Below are 17,427 nucleotides of genomic sequence, written 5' to 3'. Positions count from 1 at the left end.
GGTTACAGCACCCCGTCGAACTAAACTCATGGTTTCGGTCTACACTGGCTTAATACACCCGTATTTCACTGCGCCCACGAGGTTTTCATGTTCGCGAATTTATTCGACACCCTCAACAATCTTGCCAATACCTTCATTGAATACGGAGCCTTGATTTTTCTGCTCGCCCTCGCCGCAGGTATTGTCTACCTGATTTGCCTCTATATCAGTGATATCACCCAAACTCAGCATGCGATTCGGCGCAACTACCCTATCATTGGCCGCTTTCGCTATATCTTTGAACACCTAGGTGAATTCTTTCGCCAGTATTTCTTTGCCATGGACAGGGAGGAATTACCTTTTAACCGCTCGCAGCGCTCTTGGGTATACCGCGCAGCGAAAAACATCGACACCACCATCGCCTTTGGCTCCACGCGCCCACTGAGCCAGAGTAATGAAGTGCTGTTTATGAACTGCTTCTTCCCCACCCTCAGCCAAGATGCCGTGCCCACCCACGCAGTTACGATTGGCGAAAATTTCGCCAAACACCCCTATACCAGTTCTGCCATTTTCCATATTTCGGGTATGAGCTTTGGCGCCATTTCCAAACCCGCAATTCGCGCCCTTAGCGCCGGCGCCAAAGAAGCCGGCATTTGGTTGAACACTGGCGAAGGCGGCCTGTCGCCCTACCACTTGGAAGCGGGTTGCGACATTGTGTTTCAAATTGGCACCGCCAAGTACGGGGTGCGTGACAAAGACGGCCACCTCAGCGACGAAAAGCTCCGCAATATCGCCAGCCACCCCCAGGTGCGGATGATTGAAATCAAACTCAGCCAAGGTGCCAAACCCGGCAAGGGCGGTATTCTGCCCGGCGGTAAAGTTACCGAAGAGGTCGCCAATATTCGCGGTATCGAGATTGGCAAAGACTCGATCAGCCCCAATGGCCACACCGACATTCACAGCATTGACGATCTGCTCGATATGATTGTGCGAATCCGCGAGATCACTGGCAAACCAGTGGGATTCAAAGCCGTTGTCGGTTTTGCCGAGTGGCTAGATGAGATGTGCGAGGCGATTCATATTCGCGGCCAAAAATACGCGCCCGACTTTATTACCATCGACAGTGCCGACGGCGGCACCGGCGCCGCGCCGCAAAGTTTGATGGATTACGTTGGCCTACCCATTCGCCGCAGCCTGCCCTTGGTGGTGGATAAACTCTGCGAATACAATTTGCGCAAACGTATAAAGGTCATCGCCTCGGGCAAAATGATTAACCCAGCCGAAGCGGCGTGGGCACTGTGCGTGGGGGCCGACTTTATCGTTAGCGCCCGTGGCTTTATGTTTGCGCTGGGCTGTATTCAAGCTCTGCAGTGCAATAAAAACACCTGCCCAACCGGTATCACCACCCACGACCCCGAACTACAACGCGGCCTCGACCCCACCAACAAAGCCACTCGCGTCAAGAATTACGCACTCAATTTAATGCACGAAGTTGGCGTTATCGCCCACTCCTGCGGGGTTAAAGAAGCTCGCGCCCTACAGCGCAAACACGTGTACTTAATCGACAATAGCGGTAGCCCAGAGCCCCTAACTAATCGCTACCCAGAGCAAACACCCAAACCCGAATACCTCATTGCCAGCACCGCCGAGCCAGCACGAAGCGCAGCCAGCAACTCGGTTAAAGACACTGCGCGGATACCCGCCAACGACAAAGATATTCGTCAAGCCTGATTCATCGTAATGCGCTAGCGGTGAAGCTGGCGCATGGTTACACTAGGCCCTCGCTAAATTTGCCCTTCAGCTTGGATCAGCACCCTGTGGATACCCCGTCACTGCAATCTCCGTTACCGTTAAAATTTAGCCAGCTCCTATTTCTCGCCCTCGCCGGTGCCTGCCTTCCCTTATCACTTGCGCCCTTCGATTGGTGGTGGACAGGTATATTGGTGATGGCGGCCTTGGCCGCGGGCCTCAATCGCGCTGGCCCCAAGCACAGCTTTTTACTGGGTTGGAGTTTTGGCAGCGGCAGCTTCTTAACTGGTGTGTCGTGGGTGTATATCGCCATGCATGACTTTGGCGCCACCCCCGCCTACCTCGCCCTGCCGATGACCGCAGTGTTTTGTATTTTTCTGGGCCTAGTACCCGCGCTGTTTTGCTACGCCTACAGCCGCTGGGTGCGCGACGGCAAGGCCGGTCGCATCCTCGGCTTTGCGGCTATCTGGGTATTGTGCGAGTGGCTGCGCGGCTGGCTATTTACCGGCTTCCCGTGGCTGTATTTAGGCTACGGTCATCTTCACACCGCACTGGCGGGCTGGTCGCCGGTCGTTGGCGTGTACGGTCTCAGCTTTTGGGTTGCCCTGAGCGGCGCCGCCCTTGCCCAAGTGATTATCGCCCCGCCATCTGCCAAGCGGCCTAGTGTCGTCGCACTACTCGGCTGCGCACTGCTCTTTGGCCAAGGGTATTTACTTGCGCAAAATGAATGGACGCAAGCAACAGCGAAGGAGCCGCTGCGCATTAGCGCAGTGCAGTCAAATATCTCCCAAGAAAAAAAATGGGCCTACACCCAGTATTGGGCAACATTGGAACTCTACGACCAAGCCTCTGAAAAACTGTGGGCAGACTCCGATTTAGTGATTTGGCCAGAAGCAGCCATTCCCGCGCTTTACCACAATGCCCAATCCTTTTTTGACTATATCGCCGAGCGCGCCGCCGCCAATAACAGCGCCTTGATCACCGGTGTGCCCACTCGCTTCGACGAGAAGATGCACAACTCGGCCATGGTCATCAGCGGCGGCGAAGGCATTTACCACAAACAGCGGCTGGTGCCCTTTGGCGAATACGTGCCGCTTAGCAGCTATATTCAGGGGCTGTTAAAAATCTTCGACCTGCCGCTGTCCAGCTTTAGCCGCGGCGGTTCAGATCAGGCCCACCTCAGCGTTAAAGGCTGGCAGCTAGCGCCGTCCATTTGCTATGAAATTGCCTACCCAGATCTTATTGCCCAGAGCGCGCGCGATTCAGATGTGCTGTTTACCATTAGCAATGACGCTTGGTTTGGCCACTCCATAGGCCCCGACCAGCATATGCAAATGGCACAAATGCGCGCATTGGAAAACGGCCGCGAGTTAATTCGGGTAACCAGCACCGGCATCAGCGCAATTGTTGACCACCACGGCAATATTCGCACTAGAGTGCCGTCGTTTACCCAAACCGCGCTGCGCGGTGAAGTCTACGCCCGCGAAGGCTCAACGCCTTTTACCCGCTACGGCTCCACCCCCATTATTTTATTGTGCTTCGCCCTTATTCTCTGCGCGCGGATCGGCGCCAAGCAATCGCCCCGCCCCAGCTAAGCTGCTAGAATAAGCGCCCTAAACTTTAACTGCCCGCTGTATAGAGAATTGACACTGCCAATGGACCATCAATACGCCCCCCGCGACATCGAAACCTCTGCCCAAACATTTTGGCATGAGCAAGGCAGCTTCACCGCTGTAGAAGATCCTAGTCGCGAAAAATACTACTGCTTGGCTATGTTTCCCTATCCCAGCGGCAAGCTTCATATGGGCCATGTTCGCAACTACAGCATCGCCGACGTAATCTCCCGCTACCAGCGTATGCTTGGCAAAAATGTGCTACAGCCTATGGGTTGGGACGCTTTTGGCCTACCCGCTGAAAACGCCGCCGTTAAAAACAAAACCGCGCCCGCCAAGTGGACGGTAGAAAACATTGCCTACATGCGCGACCAGCTCAAACAGCTGGGCTTTGCCTACGACTGGAATCGCGAGCTTGCGACCTGCAAGCCCGATTACTATCGCTGGGAACAGTGGTTCTTCACCCGCCTTTACGAAAAAGGGATGGTCTACAAAAAGACCTCGGCAGTGAACTGGTGTCCAGTTGACGAAACCGTGCTGGCCAATGAGCAGGTTATCGACGGCTGCTGCTGGCGCTGCGACACCCAAGTACAGCGCAAAGAAATTCCTCAGTGGTTTATTAAAATCACCAGCTACGCAGAACAGTTAATCGACGACTTAGACCAACTCGACGGCTGGCCTGAGCAAGTTAAAACCATGCAGCGCAACTGGATTGGTCGCTCACAAGGCGTGCAAATGCGCTTTGACCTAGAAGCCCCCGTGGCCGGTGCCGACAGCTTTGAGGTCTACACCACCCGCCCCGACACCTTAATGGGCGTTACCTATGTCAGTCTAGCGGCAGAACATCCAATTGCCCTTGAGGTAGCCAAAACCAATAGCGAACTAGCCACCTTTATCGACAGCTGCCGCAATAGTTCGGTCGCTGAAGCCGATATGGCGACCATGGAAAAACGCGGCATGGCCACTGGCCTGCAAGCTCGCCACCCGCTAACTGGCGAGTTGGTGCCGGTCTGGATCGCCAACTACGTGCTGATGGACTACGGCTCAGGCGCCGTTATGGCGGTACCCGCCCACGATCAGCGCGACTATGAATTTGCGAAGAAATACGGGCTTGGCATCAAGCAAGTTGTTGCATCAAGCAATGACGAAGCCATCGATATCGACGCGGCCGCCTTTACCGAAAAAGGCGTGTTGATCAATTCCGGCGACTTTGACGGCCTCGATTTTACTGCGGCCTTCACAGCAATTTCCGATGCCCTCATCGCCCAAGACAAAGGCCGCGTGACCACCAATTACCGTCTGCGCGACTGGGGCGTTTCTCGCCAGCGCTACTGGGGCGCACCTATCCCCATGTTTAATTTGCCCGAAGGCGGCGAGATTCCGGTGCCGGCCCACAAGCTGCCCATGCTCCTGCCCGAAGACGTGGAAATGGACGGCGTACAGTCGCCCATTAAAGCAGATACTGAGTGGCGTAAAGACGAACTCGACGGCAAGCCCGTAGAGCGCGAGACCGATACCTTCGACACCTTTATGGAGTCGTCTTGGTATTACGCCCGCTTTACCTGCCCCGACTTTGAAGACGGCATGCTCGACCCCGACCGCGCCAATTACTGGTTGCCAGTAGACCAATACGTGGGCGGCATCGAACACGCCATACTTCATTTGTTATATGCGCGCTTCTTCCACAAGCTGATGCGCGACGAGGGCTTGGTTAACTCTGACGAGCCATTTAAGCAGTTGCTCTGTCAGGGCATGGTGTTAAAAGACGGCACCAAGATGTCCAAGTCCAAGGGCAATACCGTCGACCCTCAAGCGCTGATCGAACAATACGGCGCCGACACCGTGCGCTTGTTTATTATGTTTGCCGCGCCACCAGAACAAAGCTTGGAGTGGTCAGACAGCGCCGTTGAAGGCGCCCACCGCTTCCTTAAGCGTTTGTGGAACTTGGCCGCGCGGCATTTAGAAGCGGGTAGCCCAGCAGCGCTAGATACCGCGAACTTGTCTGGACCCCAGCAGGATTTGCGTCGCAAAACCCACGAAACCATTGCTAAGGTTAGTGACGACTTCGGCCGTCGCCTAACATTTAATACCGCCATTGCGGCAGTGATGGAATTGATCAACGACGTATCTCGTTTCCAAGCCCAAGGCCCGCAATGCTTGGCCGTTGAGCGTGAAGCCCTAGAGGCCGCCGTGCGTTTATTAGCGCCAATCGTGCCTCACATCAGCCACCAGCTGTGGATTAACTTGGGCCACAGCGAGGCGGTAATTGACGCGCCTTGGCCGCAGGTCGACGATGCTGCGCTAGTGCGCAACACCATTCAAATGGCAATACAGGTTAATGGCAAATTGCGCGCCACCATCGAAGTTGCCATTGACGCTGACGGTGACACCATTAAAAAGCTGGCTAGAGAGCAGGAAAACGTTAAACGTTTTATTGGCGATTTAACCATTCGCAAAGAAATCCTAGTGCCTAAAAAATTGGTGAATATCGTTGCAAATTAAGCGCTTGAGAATATTACTGACTGTCGCCGGCTGCCTGTGGTTGGCCGCCTGTGGCTTTGCGCTGCGCGGCAGCACGAGCTTGGCGGCTGATATGCAGCCGGTGTACATCAGTGCCGAGCGCGACAGCCAAGAGCTGAAACAATCGCTGAAGCGGCAGTTTGTAATAAATGATGTCGCCGTTACCAAGCGACGCGGTGAAGCCAAGCTTATTGTGGTGGTTAAACTGCTCGAAGAACAAAAGCGCAGCGCCGCGCTGGATCGTGAAGCAAGGGATGCAGAATACGCCCTTTACGAATCTGCCAGCGTTGAACTGCAAAGCCCCGACGGTAAGAATTTAAAGGGCCCCCATACCCTTCAGCAGCGCCGCTTAATTGTGAACGACCCCGACAATCCGGTGGGCGAAGAAACCGAATCCACCATCGTTCGCGACGAGATGCGCGAGCAACTCAGTATTCGTCTGGCCCGTCAGGTGGAATACTGGTCAAACCAACTGCAAGCCAAGCCCTGATGAAACTGCGCCCCGAGCAATTAGCTGCGCAGCTCGATAAATCTCTTCTGTCGGTCTATTTGGTGTGTGGCGATGAGCTGCTCATCACCCAAGAGTGCTGCGACACCATTCGTCAGCACTGCCGCCAGCAGGGTATACACGAGCGTGAAGTACTCAATGTTGAGCGTGGGTTTGACTGGGGGCAGCTTATTGACTCTGGGCAATCAATGTCGCTGTTCGCCGAGCGTAAGCTTATTGAGCTGCGCCTGGGCAATAGTAAAATGGACCAGAAAAGCTCGGCGATACTGCAAGAATATTTAAAGAATGTCGACGGCAGTAATATTTTGTTGGTCAGCTGCGGCAAACTCGACAGCCGCAGCATGAATAGCAAGTGGGTAAAAGCCCTCGATGCAGCGGGCGCCGTCATTCAGGTATGGCCTATTGAGCGTCAACATTTGGGCAACTGGATTATGCAGCGCATGCGCAGTATCGACCTAAAAGCCGAGCCTGATGCAGTGCAATTACTCGCCGACCGCGTTGAAGGTAATCTGCTTGCCGCCGACCAAGAAATCTCCAAACTGAAAATTTTGGCGGGTGATCGCACCATCACCGCAGAGGTGGTGGCCAGCGCCGTAGCGAGCAGCGCGCGCTATGACATTTTCAAACTTATCGATGCCGCCCTTGCCGGCCAAGCTGGCAGCGCCCTGCAAATGCTCAACAGCCTATTGGCCGAAGGTGGCGAAGAAATTGCCATGCTCGGCGCTATTGTCAGAGAAATTCGCGGCCTCTATGCCTGCGCGAAAATGCTTGAACAAGGCCAGAGTATCGACAAGGCATTAGATAGCCAACGGGTGTGGGACAAGCGCAAGGGTTTATATAAAAACACTCTGCGCCGCTTAAAAAGCCGCCAACTGGGCGCGCTATTACAACTCGCAACCCGCATTGATGCCGCCCAAAAAGGCCAAAGCGATGAAAATGCCCAGCTGCTATTCAGCAACCTCGTCTCTGCCCTTGCCGGCCAACGGCTTATTGGCAGCAGCCTCGCGCGCTAGCATTATATTGAGCTCGCTATCTCCGGCAGCCGGTGATCGCTCGCCTCGCGACAATTTGCATAACCCAGCAGCCCCGCCAACTCAGTACTCAAAGCTTGAATTAACTCGGCTTGCGACGGCGGCGCGATACTGCGCTGACGACGAATATCGGTAACTTCCATGCCCTGATGCCCACAGGGGTTAATACGTAAAAACACGCTTAAATCCATATCGATATTTAAGCTCAAACCGTGGAAGGTACTACCTCTGCGCACCCGCAAGCCCAGCTGAGCTATCTTGGCACCATTCTCCAAATAGACGCCCGGCGCGTCGGCACGGGGGTGAGCGGCAATACCGAGTTCAGCCAATACCGCAACAATGCTGTTTTCAATCGCGGTGACTAAATCGCGAATACCTATGCCTAAACGACGCAGGTCAATTAACACATAGCCAACCAACTGACCGGGGCCGTGGTAAGTCACCTGACCGCCGCGATCTACCTGCACTACAGGAATATCCCCCGGCATCAAAATATGTTCAGCCTTGCCCGCTTGGCCCTGGGTAAACACCGCATCGTGCTCTAAAAACCACATTTCATCAGGGCTATATACATCGCGAACATCGGTGTAATGCTGCATGGCGCGCCACACCGGCTCGTAAGCTTGGCGGCCCAGTTTGCGCACATAAATTGTGTCTGGGCGACTCATTAGAGCACCATTTTAACGATGCCAGTCGCTTTCAGGTCAGTAAAAATATTATCTAACTGAGGCTTGCCGGTAGCGGTGATGGTAACGGTGACAGACACAAAGCGGCCTTCGCTACTCGCGCGCTCGGTGATGATAGTTTCGTCAAATTCACCGGCGTGAACACGCATAATTTCAATAACGCGTTCACGCAAATTGGCGTCACCATTACCTATCACCTTAATCGGATATAGGCAGGGAAATTCTAATACTGGGGTTTTCTCACTCATAAGACCATCCGCGCCGCCAGCAGCGGCGCTTTATTAAAATCAATCGCGGATTAAACCAGCGTGACGTGGGAAGTTACCTTAAAATGCTGCCCTCAAGAAACCGCGCTTATGAAACGAGGTTCAGGAAAAACAGCACAATGCTGTCCCATAGGCGTTTAAATATACCGCCCTCCTCTACTGCTGCCAGCGCAACTAAGGGTACCCGTACTTTTTCGGCGCCGTCCAAGCTTACCACCAACTCACCGTACTCTTCGTCGGCGGCTATTGGCGCAGTCAAAACTTCGTCAACAATTAGCTGGGCGTCGAGTGCTTCGCTTTTGCCGCGAGGAATGGTCATATAAACGTCGTTCTGAACACCGAGATTAACGGTGTCGCTGTCGCCCTTCCACACTTTGCTGCGGGTCAATTCGCTACCTGCGGCGTAAAGGTGATGGGTTTCGAAATAGCGGAAACCGTAAGACAGTAACTTCTGCGTTTCCCGCTCGCGCGCGCGCTCACCGCTAGCACCCATAACTACAGAGATCAGACGCATACCATCACGCTTGGCCGAGGTCACTAAGCAGTAACCCGCTTCGGCGGTATGGCCAGTTTTTAAGCCGTCAACACTTGGGTCGCTCCACAGCAAGCCATTGCGGTTACTTTGACGAATCCCGTTGTAAACAAACTCATGTACGCTGTACAGCTCGTATTCACGGGGAAAGCCAATAATCGCCTTGGCTAATAACGCTAAATCACGCGCAGAAGTGTAGTGATCAGGATCTGGCAAACCGTGGGAATTCATGAAATGACTGTTGGTCATACCCAACATACTGGCATGCTGATTCATGATACCGGCGAAGGCGTCTTCACTGCCAGCGACATGCTCGGCGACCGCCACACTGGCGTCGTTACCCGAAGAAATTACTACGCCTTTATGCAATTCGTGCAGCGGCACTTGCTTGCCAACTTCAATCCACATTAGCGACGAGCCATTAAAAATGGGGTTTTGCGCCCAGGCATTTTTACTGATCGTAACCATATCGTCGTTGCTGACTTCACCGCGCTCTAACTCATAAGACAGCACGTAGCTGGTCATTAATTTGGTTAGACTAGCTGGTGGCAGGCGCTCATCGGCATTGTGCTCAATGAGCACTTCGCCGCTATTGGCATCCATCAGTAAATAAGCTGACGCCGCCACGCTCGGCGCCGCTGGAATTAGATTAGCCTGAGCCCATGCGCCAGAAGACATAACTATAGTCGCAGTGCAAGCCAAAAACGTTTGCTTAAACATAATACCCTTTTCAAATTTTGTTGATGGTTTAAGAGTCGTTGGCCTCTACCACTAAGTGAGGTTCCCCTGACCAACGCTGCTTTAAGGCTTTTTTCGCAGCTTGGGCCGATGAATAATCGATAAACGGCCCTACCCGTACGCGGTGCAAATCATTGCCGCGCTTGTTATTACTACTTGCAATTAATACAGGGTAGCCAAGCCCCGCACTCAAGCTGCGCTGCAATTCCGTTGCCGACGCCAGCTGTTTAAAAGCGCCAACCTGCAAATAATAGCGCGCCGTTTCGGCTGCTGATACCACCGCAGTATTATCCGTGTCTATGATCTCAATTTCCACTGGCGCCGTGCCCTGATCGGAAAACCCCAGTTTTACAGCCGCCGCGTAGGACAAGTCCATGATCCGCTCGGAATGGAATGGCCCGCGATCGTTAACACGGACAACAGCAGTACGACCATTGCGTAAATTGGTCACTTTGACATAGACCGGTATCGGCAGAGTGCGGTGCGCCGCACTCATGTCATACAGGCTATAGGTTTCGCCATTAGAAGTCGCGTGGCCATCAAACTTGGTGCCGTACCACGAGGCAATTCCTCTCTCTTTGTAACTGCGATAGTTATCGAGCAGCACATACTCTTTGCCGTTTACAACATAAGGGCTGATATTGCCCGATGCTCTAATCGGCTCGTATCTAGGTGTTGCGTCGACAATTGTGGCGGGATCTAAACGCCGCAAGGGCGCACCGTCGTGCTCCTGCTGATAACGTGAGTTACCCTTGCGCGGCGGCGTAGCCGGCCCGCTGTCTGCGCTATCCTGATCACTAGTTTGCTGTGTCACTGGCGCACAAGCCACCAGCAGCGCACATCCAACAAGGAAAAATACAGCACGTAATCTCAAGATTCTGGAGCCCCGTTAACCTGCGCTGCAATCAACTCACTTAACTGATAAGCCGCCATCGCATACATTGCGCTGTGGTTATAGCGAGTGATGACATAAAAGTTCTTCAGGCCGATCCAATACTCATCACCTTCGTCGCCGTCGAGCTTCATTGCCGTAGCCTTTAATTCGGGCGGCAGTGCACGATCGCTACCAATGCCCGCCTTACTCAACTGCAGTACGGTCTTTTCAGGCTTGAGACCGGTATTAAACAAGCTAGTATCGGCATTTTTTTTCAAAACTGCGCCACTCACCACTGGCTGGCCAGTACGCCAACCGTGACGTTTGAAATAATTAGCAACGCTCCCGATAGCATCAACCGGATTGTTAACAATATCGATTTTACCATCACCATCGAAATCAACTGCATAGGCGCGATAGCTGCTTGGGATAAACTGACCAAACCCCATAGCGCCGGCATAAGAGCCTTTAAGACCGAAGGGATCAAAGCCCTGCTCCCGCACCATCAGCATATACTCTTCCAGCTGACCTAGGAAAAAGGTGCTGCGACGGGGAAAATCAAAACCCAAGGTCGCCAGCGCATCCACCACGCGGTAGCTGCCTTTATTGCGACCAAAGCGGGTTTCAACACCAATAATACCGACAATCATTGACGCCGGCACACCGTATTCTTGCTCAGCGCGGGCCAAAGTTTTTCGGTGCTCGCGCCAAAATGCGGCGCCCTGTGCGACGCGATCATCTTGGATAAATATTTTGCGGTAGCGACCCCACGTCATCACCGATTCCGCTGGGCGTGACATGGCGTCCAATATGGATTGTTTGGGCTCAGCTTGCTTTAGCACCGCCACCACCCAATCACGGTCAAAATTATGTTTTTCAACCATGGTTTTAATAAAGGCTTCGGAGCCGGAATGCGAGCTGTAATCAGCCAGCGCTGGCGCAGACAGTAACAGCGCCGTTATGGCGCCGCCAAGCACCTGTTTTATAATGGTTTTCAGTTTATTTTGGTTTTTCACAGTCAATCCTATTATCACTGATGCACTAAGCGCTCGTCGGCGCAAATACCCATCAAAACGCCAAACCCCACCAATAGTGTCACTAGTGAAGTACCGCCCTGACTCACCAGTGGTAAAGGAACCCCTACCACCGGCAGTAAACCTGAGACCATTCCCATGTTTACAAAGACATAGACAAAGAAAGTCAGAATAATACTCCCGCCTAATAAACGGCCGAAGCATTGTTTTGCCTGACTGGCGATCCACAGACCACGACTCACAATCAGGCCATAGAGTAACAATAACAGCAATACCCCGCGCAAACCGAATTCCTCGGCGAGTACTGCGATGATAAAGTCAGTGTGGCTCTCGGGTAAAAAATCTAAGTGGGACTGGGTGCCCAGCAACCAACCCTTACCCTCAAAACCACCTGAGCCGATTGCGGTCTTAGACTGGATAATATTCCAGCCAGCACCGAGCTTATCGCTCTCGGGATTAAGCATCGTTAAAATCCGCTGCCGCTGGTAGTCGTGCAGAACAAACTCCCACATAGGATAAGCCATCATCGCCAGCAGACCTAGGCACGAGAAGATAAAGCCCCAGCTAATGCCAGCGAGGAACAACACGAAGATACCCGAGGTCGCAATTAATATCGACGTACCCAAATCGGGCTGAATAATAATCAAACCAGTTGGAACCAAGATGAGTGCCAAGCTTACAAAAGTATGCCGAAAACCGGGTGGCAGCGGGTGAGTAGACAAATACCACGCCACCGCCATGGGCATGACTAATTTGGCGATCTCGGAGGGCTGAAAGCGGAAACCACCCACCCCCAACCAGCGCTGAGCGCCCTTGGCGCCGATACCAACAAAATCCACTGCCAACAGCAAACCAACACACACAATGTAGGCAAAAGGCGCCCAGCGCTGTAATTGTTCTGGGTGAAGCTGTGCCACCAGAATCATCACCACAAAGGCCACTGATAAATAGCGGCCCTGGCGCAATACAGTCGCCATGCTGCCATCGCTGGCACTGTACAAAACCGCTAAACCCACACCACTCAATATCAGCAGCAATACCAAGAGCGGGATATCAATACGCAGCCGCTGGCTGATCGTGCGCTGACTGCTAATACTGCGATTGCTGCCCGGCAGCTGCCGCACAAAATCAGAATTATTCATCTACCCACACCTCTGGCGTGATATCCATCGGGGCTGGAATGGTTTTAGGCTCACCGACCAAGAACGCTTCGAACACCTTGCGCGCCGCCGGCCCCGCAACACTGCCGCCGTGCTCACCATTTTCGATAACCACCGATACCGCAATTTTAGGGTCTTCTGCCGGCGCAAATGCCACAAACAGAGCATGGTCCCAATTGCGCTTTTTCATTGAGCTAGAATCGTATTTTTCACCAGCGGCAATACCGACCACTTGGGCAGTACCGGTTTTTGCCGCCATACGGTAGCTTAATCCAGCCTTTAAGCCCCGAGCGGTGCCCTGAGCGCCGGCTACAACCTGTTCCATAGACTGAGTAATTGCATCCCAGTAGGCCGCCGGCACGTCGTCCATTCGCCCTAATAGCGGCGCTAGAACTTTCTCGCCATCCACCGACGCGAGCAGGCGCGGCGCCCGCAACTCGCCGCGAGAGGCAATTACCGAGGTCGCCACTGCCAACTGCAGAGGCGTCGCCAACATAAAGCCCTGACCGATACCCACGCTAATGGTTTCACCTGGATACCAGTGGCTATTGCGCACCTCTTCTTTCCACGCCCGCGACGGCAACAGGCCGCTGCGCTCATTGGTATTATCTATACCCGTTGGCACGCCTAAGCCAAAACGCACGCCAAAATCATGGAGGCGATCAATCCCCAACTTATAAGCGAGTTCATAAAAGTACACATCACAGGACTGTACAATCGCCTGCTCTAAATTCATCGAGTAACCATGCCCACCGCGCTTCCAGTCGCGATAGCGACGAGTGTCGTTAGGCAGACTAAACCAGCCGGGGTCAGCGATCCGCGTCGCCGGGGTCACCATGCCATACTGTAAGCCCGCCAAACCCCAGATCGGTTTGATGGTTGATGCCGGCGGGTACTGGCCCTGCAAGGCGCGATTATAGAGGGGTAGATCGGGATCATTTTGCAGGGCACTGTAATCGGCGCTGCTAATACCGTTGACGAATAAATTGGCGTCGTAACTTGGCGTACTCACCATGGCGATAATGCCGCCGGTGCGCGGATCCATCGCCACAATAGCACCACGTTGGCCCGCTAAGGCCTCAAAAGCAACCTGCTGCACATAGGCATCAACACTGAGATGGATATCACCGCCAGGCTGGGGGTCGTGACGCTCCAATACCCGCAGGATTCGGCCGTGAGCATTGCTCTCAACGTTTTGGTAGCCCACCGTACCGTGGAGTAATTCTTCGTAATATTTTTCTAAACCGATCTTGCCAATATGGTGAGTACCGCTGTAATTCACCGGATCGATCTCATCCAGCTCGCGCTCACTAATCCGGCCAACATAGCCCAAGACATGAGCAAATAACTCGCCGTGAGGATAATGCCGCACTAGCTGAGCATCAATTTCCACGCCGGGCACACGATAACGATTAACCGCAATTTTGGCGATTTCCTCGTCACTCACCCTAAATTTTAAAGGCACGGCTTCGTAGGGTCGGCGCCGAGTTAAGCGTTTACGAAACTGCTCAATATCATCCTCTTCTAGAGAAATTAATTCGCCGATGATCGCCAAGGTCTCATCCAGCGACTCCACCCGCTCTTTAACCACGGTCAGGGTGTAGCTGGGGATATTCTCAGCCAAGAGCACCCCGTTGCGGTCAAAGATCAAGCCGCGCTTAGGTGCGATAGGCAGTAACTGAATACGATTGCGGTCGGAGTGGGTTTTGTAAATATTGTAATCGGCGATTTGCAACTGGCCGTAACGCGCAATCAAAATCGCGGTCATCACTACCACAAACATAATCGAGATCGCCACGCGGTAGCGATACACTCGACGTTCGTAATGGGTATTTTTAAGCTGTTGACGCCTAGTCATGAGCCAGTCATCAACGGTGATAGGGGTGGTTATTATTAATGGTCCACGCTCGGTAAAGCTGCTCTGCAAATAATACCCGCACCAGAGGATGCGGTAGAGTCATTGCCGACAATGACCACTTCTGGCGCGCCAAGGCCAAACACGCTGGACTCAGGCCGTCGGGGCCGCCAACCAAAATACTGATATTGTCACCCTCCATTTGCCAGCGGGCCAAGGCCTCGGCCAAGCTTTCGGTACTCACGGCTTTACCTAGCACATCGAGCGCGATCACGCGGTCGCCACTGGGGATTGCCGCCGTCATCGCCTCGCCTTCTTGGGCAATGGCGCGGCGAATATCGGTGTTTTTGCCCCGTTTAGGTAGGGGTAATTCTTTGATATCAAACTGAATCTCGGCAGGCAGGCGCTTGCGGTACTCTGCAACGCCCTCCTCAACCCACGCTGGCATTTTGGTGCCAATGCAAATCAAACTAACTCGCATCAGACCCTGGCTCTGAACCTGGTTCTGAGCCCGGCTCTGGCACCTGCCACAGGCGCTCAAGATCATAAAACAGCCGCGCTTCCGGCAGCATGACGTGCACTACCACATCGCCAAAATCAACAAGTACCCAGTCGCCAGTTTCCTGACCTTCCATACCAATCGGCACAATGCCCTTCTTTTTGGCTTCAACCCAGGTGTTATCCGCCAACGATTTAACATGCCGGTTCGAGGTGCCACTACACACCACCATATAGTCAGTAACGCCACTTACGCCGCGCACATCGATGGCCACAATATCTCGACCTTTTACATCTGTAAGCGCTTCCAGCACCAGATTCTTGAGTTGTTCAACGTCCATCAAACGGGTATTCCTATGTATTACACTGTGTATATAAACCGTGTTCAGCGATATAGTCCGCGACAACGTCGGGAACAAGGTAACGAATTGACCTGCCACTGGCCAAACGCTGGCGAATATCAGTTGCCGAAATCGACAGCTGAATCAAACTTAACTCATAAAACCCACCGGCACTGCGCACCGCCAACTCCGCTGCTGACGACACTCGGCGCGGCGCAACAAAATCGGCCACTACCGAATCCATTTGCAGTGGATAAGCTGCCCGATGCAAAACTACCACATTAGCCAAACTAAACAGCTCAGGCCAATCCCGCCAATGCTGTACTTTATTAAAGGCATCGCTGCCCATAATCAACGTGATCGACATCGCAGTCCCGCGCTCAGCCCGCAGTTCCCGCAAAGTATCGACAGTATACGAGGGCGTCTCCCGCTGTAACTCGCGGCCATCGGCAAGTAACCCTGCCTCGCCCGCCACTGCCGCACTGACCATCGCAAAACGCTGCACGCTGTCTGCGCCAGGCTCGCCCCGCAATGGCGGCCGATGACTTGGCAGCAAAGCCAATTCATCGGCCCCAAGTTGTTCTTTAATCTCTACCGCCGAGCGCAGATGACCGTGGTGTATCGGATCAAAAGTGCCGCCAAAAATGGCCAGCGATGCAATGGGCTTAGCAGTGGTCGGCGCCGTCATTTAGCTGCGAATATGCCCATCGCCAAGTACCACGTACTTTTGCGAGGTCAGGCCCTCTAGGCCGACTGGGCCACGGGCGTGAATCTTGTCGGTGGAAATACCAATTTCCGCTCCTAGACCGTATTCAAAACCATCGGCAAAGCGAGTGGAAGCGTTAATCATCACCGAGCTGGAGTCCACTTCACGCAGAAAACGGCGGCCGGTGGTGTAATTCTCAGTCACAATGGATTCGGTATGGGCGGAGCTGTACTGAGCAATGTGATCCATTGCCTCGTTAACATCAGCCACTACCTTAATCGACAGAATTGCGGCCAAATACTCGGTGCCCCAATCTTCATCACTGGCCTCTACTGCGCCCATCAAGATTTGCCGGGTGCGCGGACAGCCGCGCAGCTCAACGCCTTTGGCGGTCAGCGCATCAGCAATGCTAGGCAATAACTCTTCGGCGCGACTCTCGGCTACCAGCAGAGTTTCCATAGTATTGCAGGTACCGTAGCGATGGGTTTTGGCATTTACCGCAATCGCCAGTGCTTTTTCGGCATCGGCCGCATCATCGATATAAACATGGCAAATACCATCTAGGTGTTTGATTACCGTTACCGTGGCGTCGCGCGCAATGCGCTCGATCAAGCCCTTACCGCCTCTGGGCACAACAACATCGACAAATTCAGGCATGGTAATCAATTCGCCAACTGCGGCGCGATCGGTGGTTTCCAGTACCTGAACCGCGTGTTCAGGCAGACCAGCAGCTAGCAGACCTTCGCGAATACAGGCCGCTAAAGCTTGATTCGAATGGATAGCCTCTGAACCACCGCGCAAAATCGCCGCATTGCCCGACTTCAAACACAGGCTGGCGGCCTCTACAGTTACATTCGGGCGGGACTCGTAAATAATGCCAATTACCCCTAAAGGCACCCGCATTTTGCCTACTTGGATACCGCTGGGCCGATAATTCAAGTCAGTGATGGCGCCAACGGGGTCGGCCAGCGCGGCAACTTGAGTCAAACCTTCGATAATCCCAGCGATACCAGCAGCATTCAGTGCCAAACGATCTAACAGTGCCGCATCTAAACCCGAGGCTTCACCGGCAGCGAGATCTTTAGCATTGGCGGCAATAATCTCATCGCGCCGAGCGTCTACCGCCGCCGCTATTGCCAGCAGGGCGCGATTCTTAACGCCAGTATCGGCCGCCGCCACCAGACGGGCTGCTGCCCGCGCCTGACGACCTAGCTGATTCATATACTGCTTAATGTCCATGGGCCTTTCAATCCTCTCACCTCCACTACGCTGCGAAGGTCGAAATTTGGTAATTCTCCAACCGGAGAAACTAAAAAGGCCGCTAGTATAACGGATTG

Annotated in this window: 16 protein-coding genes; 5 read left to right on the top strand and 11 right to left on the bottom strand. The window is 53.6% G+C overall.

Translation table 11 applies throughout. The features are described 5' to 3' along the window. The first annotated feature begins 87 nt into the window (after window positions 1–87). The 5 genes from AB4876_RS12630 (at window position 88) to holA (ending at window position 7,382) form a co-directional block, all read left to right on the top strand. Entirely contained in the window at window positions 88–1,710 is a 1,623-nt protein-coding gene (locus tag AB4876_RS12630; protein ID WP_368382061.1) for an FMN-binding glutamate synthase family protein, read from the top strand. Window positions 1,711–1,796: 86 nt separating this feature from the next. Beyond that, window positions 1,797–3,323 (top strand): apolipoprotein N-acyltransferase, encoded by a 1,527-nt coding sequence (gene lnt, locus AB4876_RS12625; RefSeq protein ID WP_368382059.1) that lies wholly within the window; start codon window positions 1,797–1,799, stop codon window positions 3,321–3,323. Window positions 3,324–3,383: 60 nt separating this feature from the next. Then, window positions 3,384–5,843, top strand: coding sequence for a leucine--tRNA ligase (gene leuS, locus AB4876_RS12620; RefSeq protein WP_368382057.1), 2,460 nt, complete (start codon window positions 3,384–3,386; stop codon window positions 5,841–5,843). Next, a complete protein-coding gene (locus tag AB4876_RS12615; protein ID WP_368382056.1) occupies window positions 5,833–6,351 on the top strand; it encodes an LPS-assembly lipoprotein LptE in 519 nt (172 codons plus the stop codon). The genes leuS and AB4876_RS12615 overlap by 11 nt, the downstream gene beginning before the upstream one ends. Further along, window positions 6,351–7,382: a DNA polymerase III subunit delta gene (gene holA / locus AB4876_RS12610; protein ID WP_368382054.1), complete on the top strand. Its 1,032-nt coding sequence runs from the start codon at window positions 6,351–6,353 to the stop codon at window positions 7,380–7,382. The genes AB4876_RS12615 and holA overlap by 1 nt, the downstream gene beginning before the upstream one ends. A 2-nt stretch (window positions 7,383–7,384) precedes the next feature. Here holA and lipB read toward each other — a convergent pair whose 3' ends face one another. The 11 genes from lipB to AB4876_RS12555 all read right to left on the bottom strand — a co-directional run bounded on the left by lipB (window position 7,385) and on the right by AB4876_RS12555 (window position 17,329). After that, entirely contained in the window at window positions 7,385–8,068 is a 684-nt protein-coding gene (lipB, locus tag AB4876_RS12605) for a lipoyl(octanoyl) transferase LipB (RefSeq protein WP_368382052.1), read from the bottom strand. Further along, complete coding sequence (locus AB4876_RS12600) at window positions 8,068–8,334, bottom strand: HP0495 family protein (protein ID WP_368382050.1); 267 nt, start codon at window positions 8,332–8,334, stop codon at window positions 8,068–8,070. Before AB4876_RS12600 ends, lipB begins: the two co-directional genes overlap by 1 nt. 106 nt (window positions 8,335–8,440) lie before the next feature. Beyond that, entirely contained in the window at window positions 8,441–9,604 is a 1,164-nt protein-coding gene (locus AB4876_RS12595; RefSeq protein ID WP_368382048.1) for a D-alanyl-D-alanine carboxypeptidase family protein, read from the bottom strand. 28 nt (window positions 9,605–9,632) lie between these two features. Further along, on the bottom strand, window positions 9,633–10,436 hold the full coding sequence (locus AB4876_RS12590; protein ID WP_368382047.1) for a septal ring lytic transglycosylase RlpA family protein: 804 nt from the start codon (window positions 10,434–10,436) through the stop codon (window positions 9,633–9,635). Window positions 10,437–10,492: 56 nt separating this feature from the next. Continuing rightward, entirely contained in the window at window positions 10,493–11,512 is a 1,020-nt protein-coding gene (mltB, locus tag AB4876_RS12585) for a lytic murein transglycosylase B (RefSeq protein WP_368382046.1), read from the bottom strand. A 14-nt stretch (window positions 11,513–11,526) separates the two neighbouring features. Then, window positions 11,527–12,672 (bottom strand): rod shape-determining protein RodA, encoded by a 1,146-nt coding sequence (rodA, locus tag AB4876_RS12580; RefSeq protein WP_368382045.1) that lies wholly within the window; start codon window positions 12,670–12,672, stop codon window positions 11,527–11,529. Then, complete coding sequence (gene mrdA, locus AB4876_RS12575; RefSeq protein WP_368382044.1) at window positions 12,665–14,548, bottom strand: penicillin-binding protein 2; 1,884 nt, start codon at window positions 14,546–14,548, stop codon at window positions 12,665–12,667. Before mrdA ends, rodA begins: the two co-directional genes overlap by 8 nt. A gap of 10 nt (window positions 14,549–14,558) precedes the next feature. After that, on the bottom strand, window positions 14,559–15,026 hold the full coding sequence (rlmH, locus tag AB4876_RS12570; RefSeq protein ID WP_368382043.1) for a 23S rRNA (pseudouridine(1915)-N(3))-methyltransferase RlmH: 468 nt from the start codon (window positions 15,024–15,026) through the stop codon (window positions 14,559–14,561). Further along, complete coding sequence (rsfS, locus tag AB4876_RS12565) at window positions 15,016–15,384, bottom strand: ribosome silencing factor (RefSeq protein ID WP_368382042.1); 369 nt, start codon at window positions 15,382–15,384, stop codon at window positions 15,016–15,018. The genes rlmH and rsfS overlap by 11 nt, the downstream gene beginning before the upstream one ends. A 13-nt stretch (window positions 15,385–15,397) precedes the next feature. Further along, window positions 15,398–16,072, bottom strand: a complete 675-nt coding sequence (gene nadD, locus AB4876_RS12560) for a nicotinate-nucleotide adenylyltransferase (RefSeq protein ID WP_368382041.1) — start codon at window positions 16,070–16,072, stop codon at window positions 15,398–15,400. Then, window positions 16,073–17,329 carry a glutamate-5-semialdehyde dehydrogenase gene (locus AB4876_RS12555; RefSeq protein ID WP_368382040.1) on the bottom strand — a complete coding sequence of 419 codons (1,257 nt, stop codon included), beginning with the start codon at window positions 17,327–17,329 and terminating at the stop codon, window positions 16,073–16,075. Between the last annotated feature and the right edge of the window lie 98 nt (window positions 17,330–17,427).

The sequence above is a fragment of the Zhongshania guokunii genome (assembly GCF_040892635.1).
Lineage (GTDB): Bacteria > Pseudomonadota > Gammaproteobacteria > Pseudomonadales > Spongiibacteraceae > Spongiibacter > Spongiibacter guokunii.
The sequence above is the reverse complement of the archived record's forward strand: the minus strand, read 5'-3'. Positions and strand labels throughout refer to the sequence as shown.

Coding starts and splice junctions, on each gene's coding strand:
- AB4876_RS12630 (WP_368382061.1), top strand. CDS start 88: ATGTTCGCGAATTTATTCGACACCCTCAACAATCTTGCCAATACCTTC.
- leuS (WP_368382057.1), top strand. CDS start 3,384: ATGGACCATCAATACGCCCCCCGCGACATCGAAACCTCTGCCCAAACA.
- holA (WP_368382054.1), top strand. CDS start 6,351: ATGAAACTGCGCCCCGAGCAATTAGCTGCGCAGCTCGATAAATCTCTT.
- lipB (WP_368382052.1), bottom strand. CDS start 8,068: ATGAGTCGCCCAGACACAATTTATGTGCGCAAACTGGGCCGCCAAGCT.
- AB4876_RS12600 (WP_368382050.1), bottom strand. CDS start 8,334: ATGAGTGAGAAAACCCCAGTATTAGAATTTCCCTGCCTATATCCGATT.
- AB4876_RS12595 (WP_368382048.1), bottom strand. CDS start 9,604: ATGTTTAAGCAAACGTTTTTGGCTTGCACTGCGACTATAGTTATGTCT.
- rodA (WP_368382045.1), bottom strand. CDS start 12,672: ATGAATAATTCTGATTTTGTGCGGCAGCTGCCGGGCAGCAATCGCAGT.
- mrdA (WP_368382044.1), bottom strand. CDS start 14,548: ATGACTAGGCGTCAACAGCTTAAAAATACCCATTACGAACGTCGAGTG.
- rlmH (WP_368382043.1), bottom strand. CDS start 15,026: ATGCGAGTTAGTTTGATTTGCATTGGCACCAAAATGCCAGCGTGGGTT.
- rsfS (WP_368382042.1), bottom strand. CDS start 15,384: ATGGACGTTGAACAACTCAAGAATCTGGTGCTGGAAGCGCTTACAGAT.
- nadD (WP_368382041.1), bottom strand. CDS start 16,072: ATGACGGCGCCGACCACTGCTAAGCCCATTGCATCGCTGGCCATTTTT.
- AB4876_RS12555 (WP_368382040.1), bottom strand. CDS start 17,329: ATGGACATTAAGCAGTATATGAATCAGCTAGGTCGTCAGGCGCGGGCA.